At 43.0% G+C, this 20915-nt stretch carries 25 protein-coding genes; 11 read left to right on the plus strand and 14 right to left on the minus strand.

Annotation, left to right across the window (positions count from 1 at the left end; all coding sequences use genetic code 11):
* Positions 1-23: 23 nt before the first annotated feature.
* Entirely contained in the window at positions 24-710 is a 687-nt protein-coding gene (locus ABUE36_RS06570) for a response regulator (RefSeq protein WP_161001146.1), read from the minus strand.
* A 1-nt stretch (position 711) separates the two neighbouring features.
* On the minus strand, positions 712-2340 hold the full coding sequence (locus tag ABUE36_RS06575; protein ID WP_421017428.1) for an ATP-binding protein: 1629 nt from the start codon (positions 2338-2340) through the stop codon (positions 712-714).
* A gap of 222 nt (positions 2341-2562) precedes the next feature.
* Here ABUE36_RS06575 and ABUE36_RS06580 point away from each other — a divergent pair, with 222 nt between their 5' ends.
* From ABUE36_RS06580 to ABUE36_RS06590, 3 genes are all read left to right on the plus strand, one after another.
* On the plus strand, positions 2563-2898 hold the full coding sequence (locus ABUE36_RS06580) for a thioredoxin family protein (RefSeq protein ID WP_161001148.1): 336 nt from the start codon (positions 2563-2565) through the stop codon (positions 2896-2898).
* A 156-nt stretch (positions 2899-3054) separates the two neighbouring features.
* Positions 3055-3846 carry an alpha/beta fold hydrolase gene (locus ABUE36_RS06585; RefSeq protein ID WP_421017429.1) on the plus strand — a complete coding sequence of 264 codons (792 nt, stop codon included), beginning with the start codon at positions 3055-3057 and terminating at the stop codon, positions 3844-3846.
* A 126-nt stretch (positions 3847-3972) separates the two neighbouring features.
* Positions 3973-4194, plus strand: coding sequence for a hypothetical protein (locus ABUE36_RS06590; RefSeq protein ID WP_161001150.1), 222 nt, complete (start codon positions 3973-3975; stop codon positions 4192-4194).
* Between the two features lie 115 nt (positions 4195-4309).
* Here ABUE36_RS06590 and ABUE36_RS06595 read toward each other — a convergent pair whose 3' ends face one another.
* A complete protein-coding gene (locus ABUE36_RS06595) occupies positions 4310-4768 on the minus strand; it encodes an OsmC family protein (protein ID WP_421017430.1) in 459 nt (152 codons plus the stop codon).
* Between the two features lie 182 nt (positions 4769-4950).
* Here ABUE36_RS06595 and ABUE36_RS06600 point away from each other — a divergent pair, with 182 nt between their 5' ends.
* The 3 genes from ABUE36_RS06600 to citG all read left to right on the plus strand — a co-directional run bounded on the left by ABUE36_RS06600 (position 4951) and on the right by citG (position 7722).
* Entirely contained in the window at positions 4951-6099 is a 1149-nt protein-coding gene (locus ABUE36_RS06600) for an NAD(P)-dependent malic enzyme (protein WP_421017431.1), read from the plus strand.
* A 181-nt stretch (positions 6100-6280) separates the two neighbouring features.
* The gene (citX, locus tag ABUE36_RS06605) at positions 6281-6841 is read left to right on the plus strand and encodes a citrate lyase holo-[acyl-carrier protein] synthase (protein WP_421017432.1); all 561 of its coding nucleotides are present in this window, start codon (positions 6281-6283) and stop codon (positions 6839-6841) included.
* On the plus strand, positions 6838-7722 hold the full coding sequence (citG, locus tag ABUE36_RS06610; RefSeq protein ID WP_421017433.1) for a triphosphoribosyl-dephospho-CoA synthase CitG: 885 nt from the start codon (positions 6838-6840) through the stop codon (positions 7720-7722). The genes citX and citG overlap by 4 nt, the downstream gene beginning before the upstream one ends.
* A gap of 100 nt (positions 7723-7822) precedes the next feature.
* Here the strand turns inward: citG and ABUE36_RS06615 are convergent, their stop codons facing one another.
* The 3 genes from ABUE36_RS06615 to ABUE36_RS06625 all read right to left on the minus strand — a co-directional run bounded on the left by ABUE36_RS06615 (position 7823) and on the right by ABUE36_RS06625 (position 9109).
* A complete protein-coding gene (locus ABUE36_RS06615) occupies positions 7823-8086 on the minus strand; it encodes a hypothetical protein (RefSeq protein ID WP_161001155.1) in 264 nt (87 codons plus the stop codon).
* A gap of 148 nt (positions 8087-8234) precedes the next feature.
* Positions 8235-8627, minus strand: a complete 393-nt coding sequence (locus tag ABUE36_RS06620) for a hypothetical protein (protein WP_161001156.1) — start codon at positions 8625-8627, stop codon at positions 8235-8237.
* A 23-nt stretch (positions 8628-8650) separates the two neighbouring features.
* Positions 8651-9109, minus strand: coding sequence for a LytTR family DNA-binding domain-containing protein (locus tag ABUE36_RS06625; protein WP_421017434.1), 459 nt, complete (start codon positions 9107-9109; stop codon positions 8651-8653).
* A 169-nt stretch (positions 9110-9278) separates the two neighbouring features.
* Here ABUE36_RS06625 and ABUE36_RS06630 point away from each other — a divergent pair, with 169 nt between their 5' ends.
* The 3 genes from ABUE36_RS06630 to ABUE36_RS06640 all read left to right on the plus strand — a co-directional run bounded on the left by ABUE36_RS06630 (position 9279) and on the right by ABUE36_RS06640 (position 12690).
* Positions 9279-10022: a glucose 1-dehydrogenase gene (locus ABUE36_RS06630; protein ID WP_161001158.1), complete on the plus strand. Its 744-nt coding sequence runs from the start codon at positions 9279-9281 to the stop codon at positions 10020-10022.
* 575 nt (positions 10023-10597) lie between these two features.
* The gene (locus tag ABUE36_RS06635; protein ID WP_161001159.1) at positions 10598-12118 is read left to right on the plus strand and encodes an NlpC/P60 family protein; all 1521 of its coding nucleotides are present in this window, start codon (positions 10598-10600) and stop codon (positions 12116-12118) included.
* 389 nt (positions 12119-12507) lie between these two features.
* The gene (locus tag ABUE36_RS06640; RefSeq protein WP_017262054.1) at positions 12508-12690 is read left to right on the plus strand and encodes a hypothetical protein; all 183 of its coding nucleotides are present in this window, start codon (positions 12508-12510) and stop codon (positions 12688-12690) included.
* An 83-nt stretch (positions 12691-12773) separates the two neighbouring features.
* Here ABUE36_RS06640 and ABUE36_RS06645 read toward each other — a convergent pair whose 3' ends face one another.
* On the minus strand, positions 12774-13259 hold the full coding sequence (locus ABUE36_RS06645; RefSeq protein ID WP_421017435.1) for an amidohydrolase family protein: 486 nt from the start codon (positions 13257-13259) through the stop codon (positions 12774-12776).
* Complete coding sequence (locus ABUE36_RS06650) at positions 13219-13788, minus strand: amidohydrolase family protein (protein WP_421017436.1); 570 nt, start codon at positions 13786-13788, stop codon at positions 13219-13221. The genes ABUE36_RS06645 and ABUE36_RS06650 overlap by 41 nt, the downstream gene beginning before the upstream one ends.
* A 120-nt stretch (positions 13789-13908) precedes the next feature.
* Between ABUE36_RS06650 and ABUE36_RS06655 the strand changes: the two genes are divergently transcribed.
* Entirely contained in the window at positions 13909-14475 is a 567-nt protein-coding gene (locus ABUE36_RS06655) for a TetR/AcrR family transcriptional regulator (RefSeq protein WP_161001161.1), read from the plus strand.
* Positions 14476-14540: 65 nt separating this feature from the next.
* On the opposite strand, the gene ABUE36_RS06660 is transcribed toward ABUE36_RS06655, so the two are convergent.
* The 4 genes from ABUE36_RS06660 to ABUE36_RS06675 form a co-directional block, all read right to left on the minus strand.
* On the minus strand, positions 14541-15527 hold the full coding sequence (locus tag ABUE36_RS06660; RefSeq protein WP_161001162.1) for an ADP-ribosylglycohydrolase family protein: 987 nt from the start codon (positions 15525-15527) through the stop codon (positions 14541-14543).
* A gap of 67 nt (positions 15528-15594) precedes the next feature.
* Complete coding sequence (locus tag ABUE36_RS06665; RefSeq protein WP_421017437.1) at positions 15595-16563, minus strand: diacylglycerol/lipid kinase family protein; 969 nt, start codon at positions 16561-16563, stop codon at positions 15595-15597.
* A 176-nt stretch (positions 16564-16739) separates the two neighbouring features.
* A complete protein-coding gene (gene rnjA, locus ABUE36_RS06670; RefSeq protein WP_161001164.1) occupies positions 16740-18512 on the minus strand; it encodes a ribonuclease J1 in 1773 nt (590 codons plus the stop codon).
* Positions 18513-18515: 3 nt separating this feature from the next.
* Entirely contained in the window at positions 18516-18728 is a 213-nt protein-coding gene (locus tag ABUE36_RS06675) for a DNA-directed RNA polymerase subunit epsilon (protein WP_017262050.1), read from the minus strand.
* Positions 18729-19053: 325 nt separating this feature from the next.
* On the opposite strand from ABUE36_RS06675, the gene ABUE36_RS06680 reads away from it, so the two are divergent.
* Positions 19054-19581: a hypothetical protein gene (locus tag ABUE36_RS06680; RefSeq protein ID WP_421017438.1), complete on the plus strand. Its 528-nt coding sequence runs from the start codon at positions 19054-19056 to the stop codon at positions 19579-19581.
* A 113-nt stretch (positions 19582-19694) separates the two neighbouring features.
* On the opposite strand, the gene ABUE36_RS06685 is transcribed toward ABUE36_RS06680, so the two are convergent.
* A complete protein-coding gene (locus ABUE36_RS06685) occupies positions 19695-20144 on the minus strand; it encodes a MarR family winged helix-turn-helix transcriptional regulator (RefSeq protein WP_161001166.1) in 450 nt (149 codons plus the stop codon).
* A gap of 20 nt (positions 20145-20164) precedes the next feature.
* On the minus strand, positions 20165-20776 hold the full coding sequence (locus tag ABUE36_RS06690; RefSeq protein ID WP_161003065.1) for a peptide deformylase: 612 nt from the start codon (positions 20774-20776) through the stop codon (positions 20165-20167).
* Between the last annotated feature and the right edge of the window lie 139 nt (positions 20777-20915).

A 20915-nucleotide genomic window follows, 5' to 3' on the forward strand; every position in this document is an offset into this window, starting at 1 on the left:
CGAAATCGACTCAAAGAAATTATTTAGTTCACGAATTGGTAAACGGTTAAAGGACGTCCAACTGCTAAGTATTTAATGCTGGAAGATAGTTGATGTGTGTCGATTAAATAGTCTAAATATTTTTTTGTTGAAATTCGGGATAGCTTGGCCGCCTGTGCAGCATCTTGAACCGAAAAGGGTGCTTGTAAAGGTTGAATCGCTGTTAGTACACGTTCTAGTGACAATCGAGACAATCCCTTGGGCAGTGTCTGTGGCAATTGAGAGGATTGTGAGGAGGGAGTTGTAAATAATTGATCTAAGTCCTTTTGTGCCAGGGGACCCGTATTTTTAAGTGATTGGTGTATCTGCAAGAATTTGGTCACTGATTGTTCAAAACGATCAAATGTAAAAGGCTTGATTAGGTAGTCGAGGACACCGTAGTCGATAGCTGCCTTAACATGGTCCGTATCATTTGCGGCCGTTAACATAATCACTTGGGGATGTATTTCAAGGCGCATTAACTCTGTCAAAACCTCACTGCCGGACAGCTTGGGCATATAAACGTCAAGCAACACGAGGTCCACTGGCTGTTGCTTTAAAATCGACAATGCGTGAGCGCCATTGTCGGTCTGTGTGAGACTTAGCTGGGCTGATGGAATAATTCTTTTTAGATATTGCTGATTAATGGCACTGACCATGGGATCGTCTTCCACAATTAAAACGTTCATCATATTAGTCATCGCCCTCCGATTTTTGATTATATAGTGGTAATTCAACGTAAAAAGTAGTGCCTTGTGGGCGATTATTAGTCGCTGACAGGTAGCCATTACGGGCGTCAACGACCTGTTTAACGAGCGCTAAACCGTAACCACGATCTCGTCCCTTAGTTGAATAGTGTTGCTCAAACATGTGAGCTTTAACTTCTTTTGAAATTCCGCAGCCATTATCTGTTACCTCAATGACCAAGATATTACTTTCATCGTCATAATTAATTGACAGCGTGATTTCTGATTTAACATTGTCATCGTTATTAACAGCGTCAATTGCGTTATCGATGAGATTTCCCAGGACTTTAATTAGATCCACACTTAAGGCTTCTGAAGCGACTTGCTTGGGAAGAAGGCTATCTGGCGTGATAGTAAAGGCGACTTGCTGTTCATGAGCCTGATTTAATTTCCCCATGAGAAATCCAGCAACTGCTGGCGATTGGATATGATTGTTGAGGTTTCCGAATTGGGCTTGGTAATCTGCTGACGTATTGGTAATAAATCGTTGAACTTCATCATATTGGTGCAATTCGATTAGACCGGAAACGGCCTGAAGTTTATTTAGAAATTCATGTGTTTGTGCGCGAAGGGCCTGAATATATTGTGTTGTTCCGGCCAATTGGTCGGCTAGTAGTTGATATTCAGAACGATCACGTAATAGTGCCATGCTACCTAGGCGTTTGCCAGCAGAAATCAGTGGACTTGTCGATACAATTAATTCTTTAGACTGGACTAATACGGATTCATTAATTGTGCTTTTTGAACCCTTAAACGTCTGCCCAAATAAAGCGTTAAACAGGTCATCATCAAGTGGATCACCAATTGTCAGGGTCGGAAATAGTTCATTTGCGATATCGTTTGCTGTGATCAGCCGCCGTTGTTGATCAATTGCGATAAGCCCCTCGGACATACTGTCATTGATGACAGATAATTCAGTTACCCGTGTAGCGATTTCCTGGGGTTCCATTCCCAATAAGCGCCGACGAATATGGGTTCCTAGCAACCAGGCGGCGATGATACCGCTGATCAAGCCCAGTAATGATCCAATGACAATAGGCAACTCGGCGGACCGTGTTTCACTATTGATTGATCTTTCCGTTAAACCGACACAGACAATGCCAATTTGTTGATGCCTAGCATTGTAAATGGGGGTAAAAATTCGGTAACCATTTCCTAGCACACCTGTTTCACGGGAAAAATGTGTGTGACCGGTTAGCGACTTGGTGGCATCGTTTGGGGAACTAAACCGGTGACCAATGACGCGGGTGTCGGGATGTGAGTAACGGATTAAGCGACGGTTCATAACAACAATGAAATCGACATGAGTGGCTCGTTGAATTCGCTTGGTGTATCTCTGAATGTCGCCATGTGCCGATGGCTGTTTAGTCGTCAAATTATCTTTAACAACCGTACTTGTGGCAACAATTGTGGCCGTACTACGGATATTTTGCTTAATGTTTCGTTGCTGCGTTTGGACAACGTTGTGTAGTACGAGAAGTGCAGCAATGGACAGGGAGGTTGCGACTGTTAATAAAACTACTAAAATGATCGTTGTACGTAGCGACCATTTGTGATGGTAAGATTTTTTCTGCATGAGTATTTATTGACTCCGTTTAAAATAGGTTGATACTGTAAGTATACAGGTGTGCTAGCTTGTTAAGTCGTCCGAATGGAAAATAATTGAGGGTATTGAGCTTTGCTTCCGAACAAACAATTGTTGACTTTTTCGAGAAACACTATAAAATAGTAAGTAACTTTTAAAGAAGACCCCGACGTGTTTAAGAATGACTACGTCAGGATCTAGGAGGTTTTTTTAATGACACCAATGACAGATTTAAGTAATGCACAATTAGACGATATTATTAAACAAGATGGTAAAGTGATGTTATTCTTTAGTGCCACTTGGTGCCCTGATTGTGCTTTTATTAAACCAGTGATGCCGCAAATTGAATCCAAGTACGATCAATATCAATGGGTTCACGTGGATCGTGATGCAAATATCGACTTCGCTCAAGAACTTGGCGTCATGGGTATTCCAAGCTTTGTTGCGTTTGAGAACGGTAAGGAAATTGGTCGTTTTGCCAACGCTGATCGGAAGACACGTCAAGAAGTTGAAAGCTTCATTGATAAGTTGGAAGGACAACCGGCATAAACGTGTCCAGAATTGAACAGTAACGATTAAGGTCAATGCCGCTTGTCGGGATTGACCTTTTTTTGTAATTGTCGAGGAATGATTGATTATTTTAAGCACGGGGATTTAGGTGGCATGTGATATGCTAATGACAACGAAAGCATTAGGGAGGCAGACATGATAATAACCACGAGTGATCACGTCAGGTTGGATTATACAGATGAGGGCGAAGGACGGCCGGTTGTTATTCTGACTGGCCTAGGCGGTGCAAAAGAAATTTGGCGTGCCCAGGTTTCAGCACTAGTTTCAGCTGGCTATCGGGTCATCAATGTGGACGCTCGCAATCAAGGCGCTTCGCAACATACTGCCAAAGGATTAAGAATTAGTCGCCACGGTATGGATCTTGCGGAAGTGATCGATAAATTGCACCTCGTAAAGCCTATCTTGCTGGGTAACTCGATGGGCGCAGCAACTATTTTTGCTTATTTATCACTGTTTGGGGATGCAAACGTCACCGCAGTGATTGATTTAGATCAAAGCCCCAAAATGATTAATGACGCGGACTGGAAGTTTGGGTTTAAAGATGTAACTTGGGCGGAGTTTCCAGACTTTTTCAGAATGCCATTGGGACCGTCTACATTTAAGCATATTAACGATGATACGTATCAACTCGTAACGGCTGCTGCTACCACGCACCCATATGATGCAGCGCTCAACGAACCATTTTTGTTTGATCATGCTTTTACAGATTGGCGTGATGTGATTCGCCAGTTAAACGTACCATTGTTAGTGATGGCGGGTGGCGAATCACCGTACTTTAATCCTGAATTTGCCGCTGTAACGTCTAAGATGGCAGCTCACGGTCAGTCAGTTATTATTCCGAATGCTGGTCATATCTTGATGGCAGAACAAAGTGAGGCAACCAATGCGGCATTGTTGAGTTTTCTGGAAAAGCTACCACATGCATGATTCTCCGGCAAACGGGCCATCCAATCTCCCTTAAGTTGAGCAAGTTATTTGGATAAATTGAAGCTATGTGATACTATGAGCAAACAATAAATGGTTCATGTTTCTTATTTGGGAGGCAGGTTAGTAATGGAGAAAACGTTGAATTATGCCGAACAGGTGCTTGCGGAAGCGCCGGATGGGCAGGATTACGAGTGGAAAACGGCGTATACTGGTCATCCCACAATGCCGATGCGCATTCGTCACGTGAATAATTGTGGTTTTGAATTCGAATTATCTCCTGCAGATTTTGCGGCAGGTAAGCGGTGTTATATTCATTTGCACTGTGGTTGGGTTAGTTCAAATTATTAGCAATGAAGAGCGAGAGTGTTAAATATCGTGTATTTAGATGGTAGACCCAAAAAGCCAATCCTCGGGCTTGAGGATTGGCTTTTCATATGGCGTGAGACTGGTGTTGATGTTAATTTTATAAAACAGTACTTGCAGCATCATCCCACGCATCAACGAGCGTGAACGTGACGTTATCGCTACCGCGTACCAATTTTGACACAGGGCAGCGACTTTCGGCGAGATCAAACCACGCCTGTGCAGTTTTACGGTCCACTTCTGATTCCGGAATGTAGACGTACACATCAACAAAGAATTGAAGACCGTGTGTATCATGAGCTTGATCAACGTCCACTCGTACCTTCGTTTGATGCTCGTAACCATCACGTTTTTCAATGGCCTCAAAGGTTGCGTTCAAGCAGGTAGCTAAGGCCATTCCGAGTAGTTGTTCAGGATTAGTCCCATTAGTGTCATCGTTTGTGTTCCGAATCTGTAGATCGACACGGTTCTTACCTTGGGCGAACGTGTGACCAGAAACGCCGTCTTCATTAATAATTGTCGTGTGATATGTTGTTCGTGGTCGTACGTCTTTTTCCATTTTGTAGCCCTCCAAGCAAATTATATTAACAGTTTCATTTTACAGACTGATCAATAAAACAACAATCAATTAGCCTTATTGCCGTTTTTAAGACTGTTAAAATGTTTCAAAAAAATCCATCAATTTTGATATTTTTTAAAAGCGGTGTATATTAGAAATAGAATAAACGAAGGAGTGCACACATGGCGGATCAATTAGATGACGTATTAAAGTTACATGCTTTACATAATGGGGTTCTTGGCATTGAATCTGAAATGGCGGTTAAAAATCGCTCGGATTTGGGCAAAGCATACACACCAGGGGTTGCGACAATTTCAAAGATGTTGGCCAAAGATCCAAGCTTGCGAGACCACTATACGTTAAGCGGCAAGCTGGTAGCCGTGGTTTCTGATGGTTCGGCTGTTTTGGGTCTTGGTAATATTGGTCCGGCCGGTGCACTACCGGTTATTGAAGGTAAATCGTTACTATATAAAGACTTAGCGGGTGTTAACGCTTTGCCATTATCAGTTGCGCAGGTATCCACTGACGAATTCGTCAGCACGATTAAAAATATTGCTGGCAGTTTTGCAGGTATTCATTTAGAGGATATTGCAGCGCCAAGATGTTTTGAGATTGAAGATCGGTTAAGCAAAGAACTCAACATTCCGGTTTATCATGATGATCAAGAAGGAACTGCTATTGTAGTGATGGCCGGCCTTTTGAACGCAGCCAAGGTTGTGAATAAATCATTTAACGATTTGCACATTTTGATTAACGGAGCCGGTGCTTCGGGGATTGCGGTTGCTCGATTACTGTTTGCTGCTGGCGTGAAACACATTACACTAGCTGACATCCATGGTGTCGTTACACCTGATGATGACCGTTACAACAAATTTCAACGTGGTTTGGCGCGAGAATTGGGCACACAAACCACTGGCACCACATTGCAAGAAGGTATTAAAGGCCAAGACGTGTTTGTCGGATTATCTGACGCAAACGTGTTAACCGGTGATGATGTGCGCAATATGGCCGATCGGCCGATTATTTTTGGCCTGGCCAACCCAGTGCCTGAAATTGATCCAGCAGTTGCTAAAGAGGCCGGTGCAGCGGTCATTGCGACGGGTTCTAGTCAATATCCAAATCAGGTCAATAACATTTTGGTCTTTCCTGGATTATATAAGGGACTACTGGCCAGTGGCCTTAAACACGTCACGTTTGTTTTAGAAGCAACAACGGCTAAGGCGCTTGCTAGCTTAGTCGAACATCCGACAGTGGATCATATTGTACCAGGCGTCTTCGATGATGGGGTTGTTCAGACAGTTGCTAAGGCAGTTGTCGATTTTGCGAAATAATTCGTGCAGTTAATCCGCTTTTTAAAGTTAAAAGATGCATTAAATTTAAAGACCGCTATTGGTGCAAAAGACGCTAATGGCAGTCTTTTGTTATTGACAAGTATTAATCGGTGAACAAGACAAAAATGACGGGGAGGCGTAAACTGTTAACCGTAATTTGAAGAGGAACGGAGAGAAAGTCGTGGCAGAAGATATATTTTCAACTGGTGAACCGCAAACAATCGATAATGTATTGGCAAACAAAGATGAACGTGTGTCACTTCAACAAAGTTTGATTGCCAAATATCCAGGAAGAACAGTGGTTGCTTTAAAAATGAATATTCCCGGACCAATTAAAAATAATGGTGCCTTAGAAAAGTTGTTTAAAGCTGGCGATGCGCAATTGAGAAGCATGATGACTCAACACCAATATGTCATCATTGATGACGAACATTGGGACCGTCAAACAGGATCCGAAGCGTTTTATGTCGTTGATATGAAAGCCGATCAGGTCAAAAAATTGGCAGTTTCGTTTGAGGATGAGTTTACACTTGGGCGCTTATTTGATGCCGATGTACTGATGGGTGGGGACGGCGGTGCACGAGCATTATCCCGGACTAATTTTGGTTTGCCGGCGCGAACCTGTTTAGTTTGCGGTCGGCCGGCTAAAGATTGTGCGCGTTCGCGTCGCCACAGCGTGACAGAATTGCAGGCACACATTGCTGACATGTATACGACTTACTTTGGAGGACAGCTGCTATGACACTTGATTTGAGCACTCAACAGTTGGCGTCAACACTTTCACAAGTAGGTGAACGGGCGCTCCTTTATGAAGTAGCTGTGAATCCAAAGCCTGGCTTAGTCGATCCTGTTTCCGCTGGTCCCCATCCTGATATGACGGTGTTTACTTTCATTGATAGTGCGACCAGTTTACGGGAATACTTGCACAAATGTGCGCTTGCGGGTCAGCATTTTGAACAAACGGATAACGAATTAACCGAACTATTCGCTCAGTTACGGATTTTGGGACAACATGCCGAGCGGACGATGTTTGAAACAACGAACGGTGTTAATACGCATAAGGGTGCGATTTTTTCATTGGGCGTATTAGTTGCGGCGACAGCGCAGCAACTAACTGTTAATGGCAAATATGCGACAAATGAAGTTATTGCTATTGCCAAAGAAATGCTTCAAGGATTAACTGAAAATGACTTCAAAAAGATCAAGGCGACTTCACCGGCGTCGCTAACAGCCGGTGAACGTCAATTTCTAAAGTATGGTAAGGCTGGTATTCGTGGTGAAGCGGAGGCGGGTTTTCCAACTGTGGTTGAACTAGCATTGCCATTTTTACGGCAACGTCAGGGAACAACGATGGAACGTTTGCTTGATACATTAATGCGTATTGCCGGCAATACGGATGATTCAAATTTAATCAAACGGGCTGGTGACGCAAAAATCACCGATTGGATGCACGTTCAAAGTAATCATTACTTTGAATTAGGTGGTAGCCGAACATCAGCGGGTCAAGTTTTCTTAAAGCAGCTGAACGAAATATTTTTGTCACGTAATTTGAGTCTCGGTGGCTCTGCAGATCTGCTTATTTTAACGATTTACTTTGCCCTGTTAGAGGGACAACTTCGTTAAGTTTGGAAATTAAAAAGGACACGGATCAAGCGATTACAATAATCGTCATTTGATCTGTGTCTTTTTATAGTTGCCAATAACAAAATGCTGATGAATAGGCTTACCCTTTACCAAATTGCCATTCCGTTAAGCCGTAAATAATGCCGCTAACGACCGCTAGGCCCAACATAATGTTCATAACTGCAAAAGCACCGAACACGGCAGCAATCAATACGCCAATCAAAGTGATAATAACGATCCACAGTGCGATAAGCTGAATGGTTGTATTATGTTCTGCATGTAAGCCTTGCTGCGCTCCTAAAGTGGTACCGGCTCCTGCGGGCGTCGAATCAATAGCTTTTTCAGCATTATTTTTATCTGACATGATCCCATCTCCCAAACATATTCAACTATTTGATAAAAATGATTATATTATTAATTTATTACTATTAACATTCAAAAGCAATCATCTGTTATTTTTCATCGTTATCAAACTGACACGCCGACAATAGTCTTTTTATGGTAGAAAATCACTATTGCGTCTTTAAGTCGTGATTTACGCTATTGGCTAACCAGCGTGAATACAGCCAGTATCCAAGCCATGAAACAATATACCAAGTGGCAAAGCCAACAAATGTGAGTGAAATGCTAACCGTCGTCAAGGGCATCCAGTGAAAAATGCCGGCAAAGATCAGATAGATAATTGATGTAAACACAATAATCAGCGCATATTTAATCACTGGTTTGATCGATAACCACTGTAGTAGATTGATAAACGTGAGGCTTAGACAAAATACCCAAACCTCAATAATCAGTTGATGGATGTGCGGTATTCGTGAAATCAATAGGTTTAAAACGATAAAAAAATTACCAATTGAAAATGAAGTGAGAAAGCTCTTGAATAAACTCGTCATTTTTTGTGCCATGATATAACCTCCAAAGCTGTTATTTACTTTTGTGCTTGCAATGATTTAATGCGTTGGCGTAATAAGGGAACAAACCGCCGTGAAACAGCGACTTGCTGACCGTTTTTTAAATGTGCCGTCATTGTTCCAGAAAAAGAAGCTACTAATGAGTCCAAGTACCTTAAATTGATGGTCGCGGACTGCGAGACTAAGGCAAAAAAAGGCTGTGTGAGTTTTTCCATCATTTTTGATAGGGCGCAACGAACATGGAAAATGTTGCTCGTTGTCGTGATCGTCAGGTCCTTATTCTGAACTTCAACTGTGATGATCTCTGAAATCTGAATAATGCTCATCCGACCGTTTTCGTGAATCACGATTTGATTATCACCTTCGTTATATTTGGCAATGTAGCCAATCAAGTTAGTGACACTGTCCGTTTGAGCTCGGGCATAAACGACAACGGAAGTGTTGGATTGATCAATTTGTTTATATGTGACTTTCATATGAATCACCTCTATTTGATGAACTAAGCTTATTAAACGAGCGGCTTAAAAACAATGATTGGCGCGTAAACGGCTCGAAATCTGGTGAAAGTGGTAATGAAGTTCAAAAAGGTGCATTTTGCCTTACCTGGGCATAGAATAATGTTATCAATTACTAGGAGGAAAGATTATGTCAGAGCGTTTATCAGGTAAGGTCGCCATTGTCACAGGCGCCGCCGCAGGAATTGGGCAAGCCATTGCTGAGGCCTTTGTTAAAGAAGGAGCCAAAGTTGTTGTGACCGCAGATCATAATGTTGATGGCGGGCAAAAGGTTGCCAGTAAATTGGGTGACGCAGGTCTGTTTGTTCAGCAGAATGTGGCCAAAGAGGATGATTGGAAAAAGGTTATCTCAGCGGCTGAAGATAAATTCGGGAAAATTGACATTGTCGTCAACAATGCCGGTATCGGCGGTAAGAATGGCCCTGTTGAAGACTTATCATTAGCTGATTGGCAGCAAGTGATCGATGTAAACCTTACCGGGAATTTCCTAGGTGTTAAATACGGTATTCAGGCGATGAAGAAGAATGGTGGCGCAGGTTCAATTATCAACATTTCCTCAGTCGCCGGTCTCCGTGGCTTACCAATGGCAGCGGCTTACTCTTCAAGTAAAGGTGGCACAAGACTGTTGACCAAGGCAGCGGCCCTATCTGCAGCCCATGAAGGATTGAAAGTGCGAATAAATTCCGTGCATCCAGGTTGGGTTGACACAGCAATCATTCCGGATGAGGTTCGTGATTCTGTTGTTAAGACAATTCCAATTGGAGAAATGGGACAGCCGTCAGACATTGCCAATATCTGTGTTTTCCTGGGCTCTGACGAATCGAAGTATGCTACCGGTGCTGAATTTACAATTGATGGTGGGCAAAACGCCTAAGTTTATTAAAATAGACCAATTAAGCGCTCTCTAAAAAAATAGAGAGCGTTTTTTTCGTGTAGCAGTGATTTAAAGTTGATTAATGCCGGTGCATTGAACATTGAAATCAACGAATTTTGTTAATGACAATGTTGATTATGAAGTCGCTGATAAAAGCTTCTTTACGTGGTCTTGACCACGGATTGTGTAAATGCGCTAGCTATGCCCATAAAACGGATATTGTATGAGGCAATTGTTATTTATGAGTTAGATAGACCACTTTAGATAATTAACATTGTGCCAAATATTTAGGTGCCGCTACGCAAGAAGAAGGTACCATTTTAAGCGTAGTAGCAGAAGGACACACTTGTCGGATTTTACTTTTGTATGTATATAACAATAACCATTTTCAAGGGCGATACGTTGACTATAATAGTTATGCACAACGCCAATTATTGATTGCCACATTTTTATTTTCAATTCATGTAAAATTGAGGTTTCCGTTTGGTTAAAGGGCTGTTATACTACACATATGACATGCTTAAACTTTTCTTAATGTTTTAAGCATAATTCAGACAACATGGGAAGTGCTGAGAATGGGAACAGAACAAAGTAATCGTGTTCTGGCTGCGATTGGGGCCGTTAGTGCCATTTTAGCAGCTGGTGGATCATCAGTATTTGCATCACAAATCAAGGCGCAAAAAAGCGACACACCGTCAGGTTATACGCGACACACACATGTGTCACTGCAATCGGTAGAAACCTTAAATAAGGTTAAGAACGGTGCTGATCGTCAAACTTCTGTCATTTATACGGGACACAATGCTGCACTGGACAACGTTAAAGTTCAAACAATGCAACCAGTTTTACGCACCGTCAACGTTCAAAAGTCGCAACAGCATACATATGCAGTTAAAACCGGGGACAGTTTATGGTCGATTGCGGCCGCAAAGGACACCACTGTTAATGAACTGATGGCCAATAACCAACTCACTAGTTCTATTATTCACGTTGGTCAGAAGCTGTCCTTGGAGACTTTGCAACCAACAAGTAGTGAAGCGTCAACAATGGATGCGTCGGCAGCGCCAAGTGAGGATAACAATCCTCTGCAAACACTCAACCTCGTTTCTGCAGTTGATACTAAGGTTGATCAAACCAAAGATGATAACGTCGTGCAAAGTGATGTTAAGTCAACCTCAACCGAACAAACCGCTAATGCTAGTGCAGACAGTTTGAGTTCAACTGTTGTTACTTCTGCTGCGACATCAGCGACTGATTTGGTGTCTGTGCTATCTGCAAGCAAAGGTAAAGTCACGACATCTGTCGCACCTACAAGCCAGCAAGCTAAGGCTGTCACGACTAACAATGTCATCTCAACCTTGGCAGCAGGCAAAACAGTAACATCTCAAGTTAGTTCAACCGCTACTTCAACACAGACCGCGACGTTAAGCTCTTCAAAAGTAACGACCAGCAGTGCGGCAACGTCCGTGTCCAGTTCGACGATGCTGTTGAAGAGTCAATCTAATAGTGATGTTTCAAACGTCGTAACATCAAATGCGACAACTAAGCGGGCTGCTTCCGTTTCTTCACAAGCAGCACCTGCTTCGTCAGCAGCTGTTCAGTCAACACCTGATCAAGCTTCGACGTCTACCCAAATGGATGAACCGACCCAACCAACTACTTTACAAGCCGCTACAACAGTCAGTGCAGCACCAACGCCATCTCAACCAAATTACACGGCGGATCAGTCAACACGGACAAAAGTTGTCCAGACAGCTGTTGATTATCAGAATCAACAAGTGCCATACGTTTGGGGTGGTGCGTCGACTCAAGGTACTGATTGTTCAGGACTTGTTCAACAGGCTTACGCATCGGCTGGCGTTTCGCTGCCGCACAATACTGTCGCGCAGGAGGCGTACTTTAACGCTCAACCAGTTAACGCCGCCCAACCAGGTGATGTTTTGTTCTGGGGGCCGCAGGGTGCAACTTACCACAACGCCATTGCAATTGGTGACAGTCAGTACATTGCAGCACCTGAACCAGGTAAAAACGTGCAAACGTATACGATGGATGGTCAAAACTTTATGCCGAGTTTCTCGGGGAGTTTGCGCCAGTGAGACGTTTGGATAGTTCAACGATGATGAAATGGACTGTTTGTAAGTGTTGCTGGTCAATTTGTATGACATTTAATCGATTGCCGAAATATGACAATTTGGAAACAAAATAATTCTGAAGTCAGTTGAACGTTTTACAAGCATTGATTATGACTTGTTCCTTTACAGATACGAACCCTTTCAGAACAAGATATTGTTATATACATTTTAAAGCAAAAAATCAATTTGAAATGAGCACTGAAAAACTTCAAAAATGATGCAAAAAATCCTTGGTCAAAAGTGTTCACAGTTTGGTCGAAAGGTGTTATAGTCACTTATGAATTTGAAGGAGCTTTAATTGCTACCGTCATAATCTGGGTCGTCGACCTATAGTATGAAATGGAGTGTTAAAGATGAGTAACAAGTTAGAGATTCTTGAAGAATACCGCGAAGCTACACATGAATTAGCGGAACTTCAAGATGAATCGAGCGCGTCAACACATCGGATGGCATCGCATGATCAGATCGATTCCCTCAGGGGTAAGTGTGACCAACTGGATGCAATTCTCGAGGCCATGGACGCTGCTGAAGATTAATATGTAATCAAACAAAAAGGGTGATCGCCAGATTTTTTGGCGGTCATCCTTTTTGTTGTTTTAGAGCAGGTAGCGCGTTTTAATTAACTGAGGTGGAAAAGTTGCTCAGCATTTCCATGAGCGATAGCGTGACGCTGGGATTCAGATAAACGTTTTGTCTGTAAAAATGACTCGCTTTTTGTTGGCTGTTTGTATGGGTAATCCAGCGAGTATAAGATATGATTTGCACCCATTTCTTCGAGAAGGAAGCTAAGTTGCGGTTGTGTCAGCATGCCACTGGGTGTGACGTAAACGTTATTACGGTAATAATCGCTAACGGCATTTTTCAAATGAACATGTGCGTTCAGCTCATCGTCAAGACGTTCTAGAAAGAGTGGCACCATTTCACCCCAGTGTCCGGAAATAAGTTTTAGGGTTGGCAGTTTGTCAAAAATCCCGGAAAGAATCATTCGGATAACTTGAATGCCAATGTCCATATGCCAACCATAACCAGCGGATGAAAAAATTCCGGTAATAACATCCGACCACTCAGAACTGGCGTAGTAATGTCTGCTTACGTCGCTTGGCACAAATGAGGGGTGAAAGTAGACTGGGACATCTAGGCGGGCTGCCCTTGACAGCCATCTCAAAGATTGGGAAAAAACGTGGATTGTCAAAGAACTGGTTGTTGTAATTTCCCTTTAAAAGTACGCCTTTAAAATCAAGAGTAACGACAGCACGTTCTAGCTCCGCAGCAGCTGCGATAGGGTCGCCAACAGGTAAAACTGCCAGCGCTCTAAATCGTTTGGGATACTGGCGGACCACAGCGGCGAGCTGATTATTGGCAATTTGACAGAGTTCAATGGCATCATGTGGTGCTAAATTTTGTGGTGACGCATTTCCGTACGATAAAATTTGCATGTCGATATGATGCGCATCCATGAATGGCAAACGGTAGTCAGTGACGTCCTGCATCAATGCATCACTTGGCAGTGTGGTAGCCATATAATGTTTCATTTCGGGGCTAAGTTTAGCTTGTGGCAACTTTTCGGTCAAACCAATAATTCTGTTTGTGACAGTGGCGGATTCGAAATGTTCTTCGACAGTAATGATTTTCATAGATAATATCTCCTAATTTTTAATAATTAATTCCTAGTCGAGGATTAAATTATAAAATGTGGAAGGGATTTAGAGATAATCAGTATTGAGACATATTAATTGAATGTGTATCATAGCAGTATGACAAAACTATTATTAGCTAACTCAATGATGATTGACCAACGTGAAGTTCGAACACAGCAAAAGTTGTACGGGGGAATCCAACATCTTTATGCTCTAAAGCGTCCATTTGATAAGATAACCATCAGTGAACTATGTCGGATTGCTAAAGTTGGTCGCGCGACCTTCTACCGGCATCATCAAAATATTGCCGATGTGATAACCATTCAGCTGTTGATTGTGATTACTGAGGTGACGAATCGTATCGATACTCGTTCAAGCATTGATTGGCGAACTGCTAGTCAGCTTATTAGTCGCGTGATTTTGGAAAACTGCGGCTTCTTTCAACTATTGCGATGGACAGGATTGCGTGAACAGATGGTCCCAATTGTAGGTGGCGTGACTCAACGTGTGCTTATCATTAGGGAACGGCGGCCGACTCAGATGAAATTATTGTGTTACGGAATTGGGGATGCCTTACTTGGGTTTGCAATGCAAGTCGCTTGTATTGAACCATCGCTCCCACTTGCGGACGTGGTTGACTTGTACCGAAAATTAATTCCACATGATTTTACAGAAAAAAACTAGCCATCTCGTTCTTTGTTCAAGAGCGAGATGGCTAGTAGGTTTTAAGGGCGATGGCTTTTAAATACTTAATATTTGCCGGATCGAAGTGCGTCATGGATTGTATTGGCAATTACGTTACGACCCAGCAATTGATCCTGCCAGTCTCGTGGAAGTGACGTCAGGCCACCCCGAATTGCCGCAAGGCCACCAGCGATGCTTGCAATAGTGTCCGTGTCACCGCCAAGATTGATTGCGTTCAGGACAAGGTCATGATAATCGGTAAAGTGGTTGAGTAACCACCAGACGCTTTCTGTAGTGTCAACGACATAGCCGCTGGTGTTAAGCTGAGCGGCAGTCAGTTTGTAAAAAGCAGGATCAAGAAGACGATTGTACTGAGGCAGTTCGCCGGCTAGTTCAGTTCGGTTCTGGACGATTCGCTGAACATCTTGAACCGCTTGGGTGAGAAACTGGCTGGTCCAACCAGTTGATTCAATAAGCCGAGTTAAGAGCGCGGAGTAAAGTAAGCAGGCGACTGTTGAACGAGCATGTCGATGCGTTAACTCAGCAACTTCGATAATTTGATCAACTAGATCTGGGCGGTTTATTAACGTTTGACCTTCATCTAATTGGTGAATAGCCCATAATGTGACTGGTAACATACGCATAAGGGCGCCATTACCGTTGTTTTTGACATCAGCGCTGCCTGCATCACGAGGATTATGCGTTTCACTGTAATGACGTAGTGCTTGACGAGTACCGTTACCAACGTCAAAAGTTTCATGAACTGGTGTGAAGTCAGCATCGTTTAACCAAGCCATGAAGTTATTCATGACTGGTTCCAATGGAATAGTGGCGTCAGTTGCGTTAGCCGCGATTGCAGCTAGCGTAGCAAGCGTCATGCTAGTATCGTCCGACCATGTGCCGGGCAATGTTTGATAAGCGCCCATAAGCATTTCGTGCACCGGATTTTGTTGCAACTTTTCGTAACTTTTAAATTGTGTTGACTGACCAAGGGCGTCACCGATAGCGATACCGTAAATGCCTGCAGTCAACGCTGCTGATGTATGTTTCATGTGCAAGACTCCTCTGAGATTAGTAAGACTTTCCACGATGAAGTGAATGATAAAAAATTTAACGATATTACTTAGAATGTCGAGTAGGAGCAAACCAAAACGGATATTGTTCGACGGAGAGGTAAATATCAAAGAAACGATTACCCATTTCTTCACCATCAACTTGACCGTATTCTAAAGAGGATATTGTTAGATGCAAATGATCGGCCTGATAATGATGAACGTTTTTAAAATTCAGATGACGCCCAAAGGCCATCATAATAAACAAGAAAATGAATTTAGGCAGAATCATTTTTTCCGCGATAATGAGCGATAATTTTCGATCATGAACATTTGCAATAGGCAAAATGGGAACGCCACCACCAAAGTACGGGTGATTACTTGTCGTTACCAAAAAGCCGTTGTCAAAAATATCACGACGGTTACCTACGTGAACCGTAACAGGGAAGGCAGTTTGCTGTCCTAGCACCTTGATGAGTTGTCCAATATAGGCCAGGTTGCCTAAGTGTAAACGGTTGAGCAAGCCCTTTTTAGTGCTGTGATTCGCAGCACTGACAATTGCGGCATCGAAACCAATGCCAACATTATTGACAAAGTAACGTTGTTCTTGTTGGGTCGTCTCTTCATAATGACCGATGTCCAATATTTCTGGTTCAGTAGCCGCTAGGATCTGTTTTAACGCGTTTGAAGGGTTGCGGGATACTTGTGCACCTCGGGCAAAATCATTGCCAGAACCGGCAGGAATGTACGCTAGTGGCAAAGCGACAGCTACATCGACCTTTTTAAGCCCATTTAGTGCTTGATTGAGAGTACCATCACCGCCGACGACCAAAACAATGTGTGAACCCATGGTGACATTTGCATGGTGTTTCGCGTACTGTTCAGCAAGAAGAATCGCATGTTCAGCATATTTTGTTTCATCCATTTGATATTCAATTCCCGGTTGATCCAGCTGTGGTTGAATCGTATGCCAAACGTTGTTTGCGTAACCGCGGCCAGCGTGACGGTTTAAAATGACGTAAAAGTGACGGGTCATAACAGTTCCTCTCAATATGAAACACTTTCTCTTTATTCAGTATACGAAATGAGCGACCAATGGAGTGGGGCCATTAGCAGTTGTTTAAGGTTTCTTAAAGAACATTGCGCATAAGAAAACCGGCTCTTCTGATGAAGAACCGGCAGCAATCAACGATTTTTGAATCGCGTTGATTATTATTCGTTTGTTGCTTGTGTTTCAGCTTTGGCATTAACTTCACGCCGTGCTGGTGAATTACGATGTGTGACAGGCTTTTTATGGGGTGTGTTTGTGCTAGTCATAATCAATTCTGGCAGAATCATCGGATGACGTTCAGTCTTTTCATACAAGAAACTCTGTAAGTCATCGATAATGGCTGTTCGAATCGAGGCTTCCGTTGCGTTATCATCGCGCATTGCACGGCGAATCGTCCGGAACACGCGCCGACGACCTTCATTAATCATGTCGCCAGATTCACGCATATAGACAAAACCACGACTGAGAAGGTCAGGACCAGCCTGAATTTCCTTGTTTTTAAGATCGATTGTCGCAACAACGACAACTAATCCTTCTTCGGACAACATTTGGCGGTCATGTAAAACGACGTTGCCGATGTCACCAACACCATTACCATCTACATATACATCGCCGGCGTTAAAGTGACCAGCGACACGGGCAGAATCGGCAGTAAGAGCCAACACATCACCGTTTTGCAGAATAAACGTGTGATCTTCTGGAACGTCACACAACTGCGCGAGTTGTGTATGAATCTTCTGCATTCTGTACTCACCATGGATTGGCATAAAGTACTTAGGTTTGATTAACCGAAGCATTAATTCCTGATCAACCTGGCCACCATGTCCTGAAGTATGGATGTTGTTGACAGCACCGTGAATAACTTCGGCACCGGCTTCTTCCAATTCGTTAATGACCCGGTTAACACTAGTTGTGTTACCAGGAATTGGGTTACTTGAAAAGATAACTGTATCATTTGGTTGAATTGAAATCTGACGGTGGGTACCGTTAGCGATCCGTGACAGGGCGGCCATTGGTTCACCCTGAGAGCCAGTACATAAAATGAGTGTTTCATTCGCTGGAATATTGCGAAGCTCGGAAGCATCAACCAACACGTCGTCGGGGATGTTAAGGTAGCCGAGCTCACGACCGTTAACTAAGGCTGCTTCCATTGACCGACCAAACACGGCGATTTTCCGATGATGTTCAATGGCTGCTTCGGCGGCTTGTTCAATTCGTGAAATGTTTGAAGCGAAGGTAGCAAAAATGATTCGACCGTCAATTTTATCAAACAACTTATGAATTGAATGGCTGACCCAGCGTTCAGACTTAGTAAATTCTGGCCGTTCGGCATTCGTTGAGTCGGAGAGAAGACATAAGACACCTTCTTCGCCGAGCTTTGCCATTTTCTGCAAATTCGGTGCCGGCGTGTTGATTGGCGTGAGGTCAAACTTGAAGTCACCAGTTTGAACAATCGTTCCAGAAGGCGTCTTAACTGCGACACCAAGAGTATCGGGAATACTGTGGGTTGTTCTAAAGAACGAGACACTCGTCTTTCTGAACTTCAGTACAGTATCTTCGTCAATCTCGTGCAGTTCAGTTGTTTCTAGTAACCCATGTTCTTCCAACTTGTTTTTAATGAGCGCCATTGGAAGGGGACCTGCATAAATCGGTACATGAATTTGTTGAAGCAAAAATGGAATCCCACCAATGTGGTCTTCGTGTCCGTGAGTGATGACAAGCGCCTTAATTTTTGATTCGTTTTGTTTAAGGTAAGAGTAGTCCGGAATCACGTAATCAATTCCCAGCAATTCGTCTTCGGGGAACTTAATACCGGCATCAATCATGATGATTTCATCCTGAAACTGGACACCATAAGTGTTTTTCCCAATTTCGCCTAATCCACCAACTGCGTATACTGCGGTTTCGTTATTTTTAATATTGAGTTTTGCCATAAGCTAAAACTCCGTTAACTTGTAGTTGGCGCCTTTTTGCTCATATTCCAAAGCGTTGCCTTCAAGTGGTTCTAAATATTCAACATTGTACTCAGTGTTAGCTTCAACGGTGCTCATTGCTTCGGCCTCATTGTCGGCCTCAATGTATAATGAGTGAGTGTCTTCCCGTTTAGGGTTACGAACTTTTGATTCTTGATAATAAACTTTGAAAATCATGTGTAAAAATCTCCTATATATAATGAATTTTTATTGTATGAAAAACAGAACCGTCACACCTAAGCGAGGCGGTTAACGAACGAAAAATTAAGGTGTTTTCTCCCGAACAGCGGTTGCGCGAACACAACATTTGAGTTCAATATTACCATAGCCGGCTGTCGATGTACACTCACACGGCGCATTGCCAGTGTATTCAGGCTCATTTACAAGGTCATTCGCTGGTGTAGGAAATTATTTCCAGAAAATACGGATTGATTTACCGTCGACTAGCGGTTACTAACGAGAAGATATGGTAAAATTAGGTGTAGAAACGGAGGGGTTCTGAATGAAACTGGCACTAATCATTATTATAGGAATTATCCTCGCATATTTAATTTATCATTATATTCATCGTCTGATTATTCGCCGGGCGACAAGCATTGTTCGTAATGATGCTCAGGCGACGACGGAAAGTGCTATGACAAGTGCACTGAATCAGTTGGCTGACGAACACACTTTGAGCCAAAACCAAAATCATTTTACAGCGTCTGACACTGTGGCTGACGTTTGGGGCCGCGGCGTGATGGCCTTTGAGTTCAGCATCACTGTCGACAATTTGCAGGCAGATCAACTGCCCACCTTAAGGCGACCATTAAACAATGCGCTGGGAGAGTATGCAGTCAAAAATCATGTTAAACGGTTATCGACGAGCCATCCCACGTTTGTTGTGACTGATTTGTGGTTATTTGAGGGGCAATTGCACATTGATGTTGCCTATTTAATGAATGAATCTACCATTGAATATGTTCAGGATCTTAAACGACTTAACCCTTCGGAAAAAATGCCAGCCTCCAATGCTGAAGAAAACCACTAAGGATAATCATTTGTACGTTGGCTTTATAGTTAACTTTATATGTATAGTTAAAAACAAAAACCGCTTTGAACTAGCATGGCTGCTAATTCAAAACGGTTTTTGTTGACTCAAATTTAATTATGATGTGCCGAGTTTTCACTCAGGTTGTCGTCAATTGTATTCAACATGGCCGACAACGAGGTTAGTTCTGTACTGCTGAGACCTGCAAAGGTCAAGTCATTAACATGCTGTAACTGATTATTTATTTTGTCGATCAAATGGGCACCGTCATCGGTCAGTAAAACGCGCCATGCCCGTCGATCCGTATCCGTTTTGACCTTGCGTACAAAGCCTAAGTTGATCAATTGGTCCAACCGTCGCGTAACGTTGCTTGGGCTGAGATAAATCCGTCGATATAACTGATCCTGTGTTAAACCGGTTTTGGCATCGATCTTTAAAAGGAGATAATAATTGCTTGCCGAGAGATTAAGCGGTCGTAATTGATCGTCGAGCAACGCTGTTAGTTTTCTTGAGGCGGTGTTTAACTGGGCAATAAGATCATCGTTTAATGGTGAAAATGCCATGATTGCTTACCTCCAGGTGTTTAACCAATCAACAGTGTGTTTTCTTCGGCCGCAAATGGTTGTTCCTTATTAATATGGTCATAAAATAGCACACCGTGCAGATGATCAATTTCATGCTGACAAACAATGGCGGGATAATTTTTCAACCGAACCTTGTGGTCGTTACCGTCAACATCTTGATAACGTAAAGTGATGCGATCAGCGCGCGGCACATAACCAGGTTTATCTTCATCAACGGACAGGCAACCTTCACCTTCGGACAGTGCCCCAAGCTGAACAGATTGGCTAACGATGACGGGATTAATAATTACATCCTTAAAGACTGGGTTGTCTTGAGCTTCCTGGGCAGCCTTTAAGACATCATCATGATTATCTGGATCATCTGGTTCTACAGGTGAGGGTACCAGAACGGCTGCCATTTGAATGGAAACGTCCACTTGCGGGGCAGCTAGACCGACTCCTGCTCTGAGACCGTACTTTTCAGCAAGGTCCGGATTTTGACTAACTTCCAGATATTCCATCATGTCCTTTGCAAGTTGTTGGTGTTCCTGACTAAGTGGAAAGGTGACCTTGTCAGCATACTTGCGTAAGGTAGGGTTACCATCCCGAATAATGTTGTCCATTAATATCACGTGCTGTTCCTCCTCATATACTACTAACAAATAGTGTACCATACGCTAGAAATTTCGGAACGGCTAAGCGCGAAGACGAATCGAAACAGAAGTCAAACAATGGACGCAAAGTGTTGATACTTCAACGTTTGAAAGCAAA

Source organism: Furfurilactobacillus cerevisiae, assembly GCF_048961765.1.
Classification (GTDB): Bacteria; Bacillota; Bacilli; order Lactobacillales; family Lactobacillaceae; genus Furfurilactobacillus; species Furfurilactobacillus milii_A.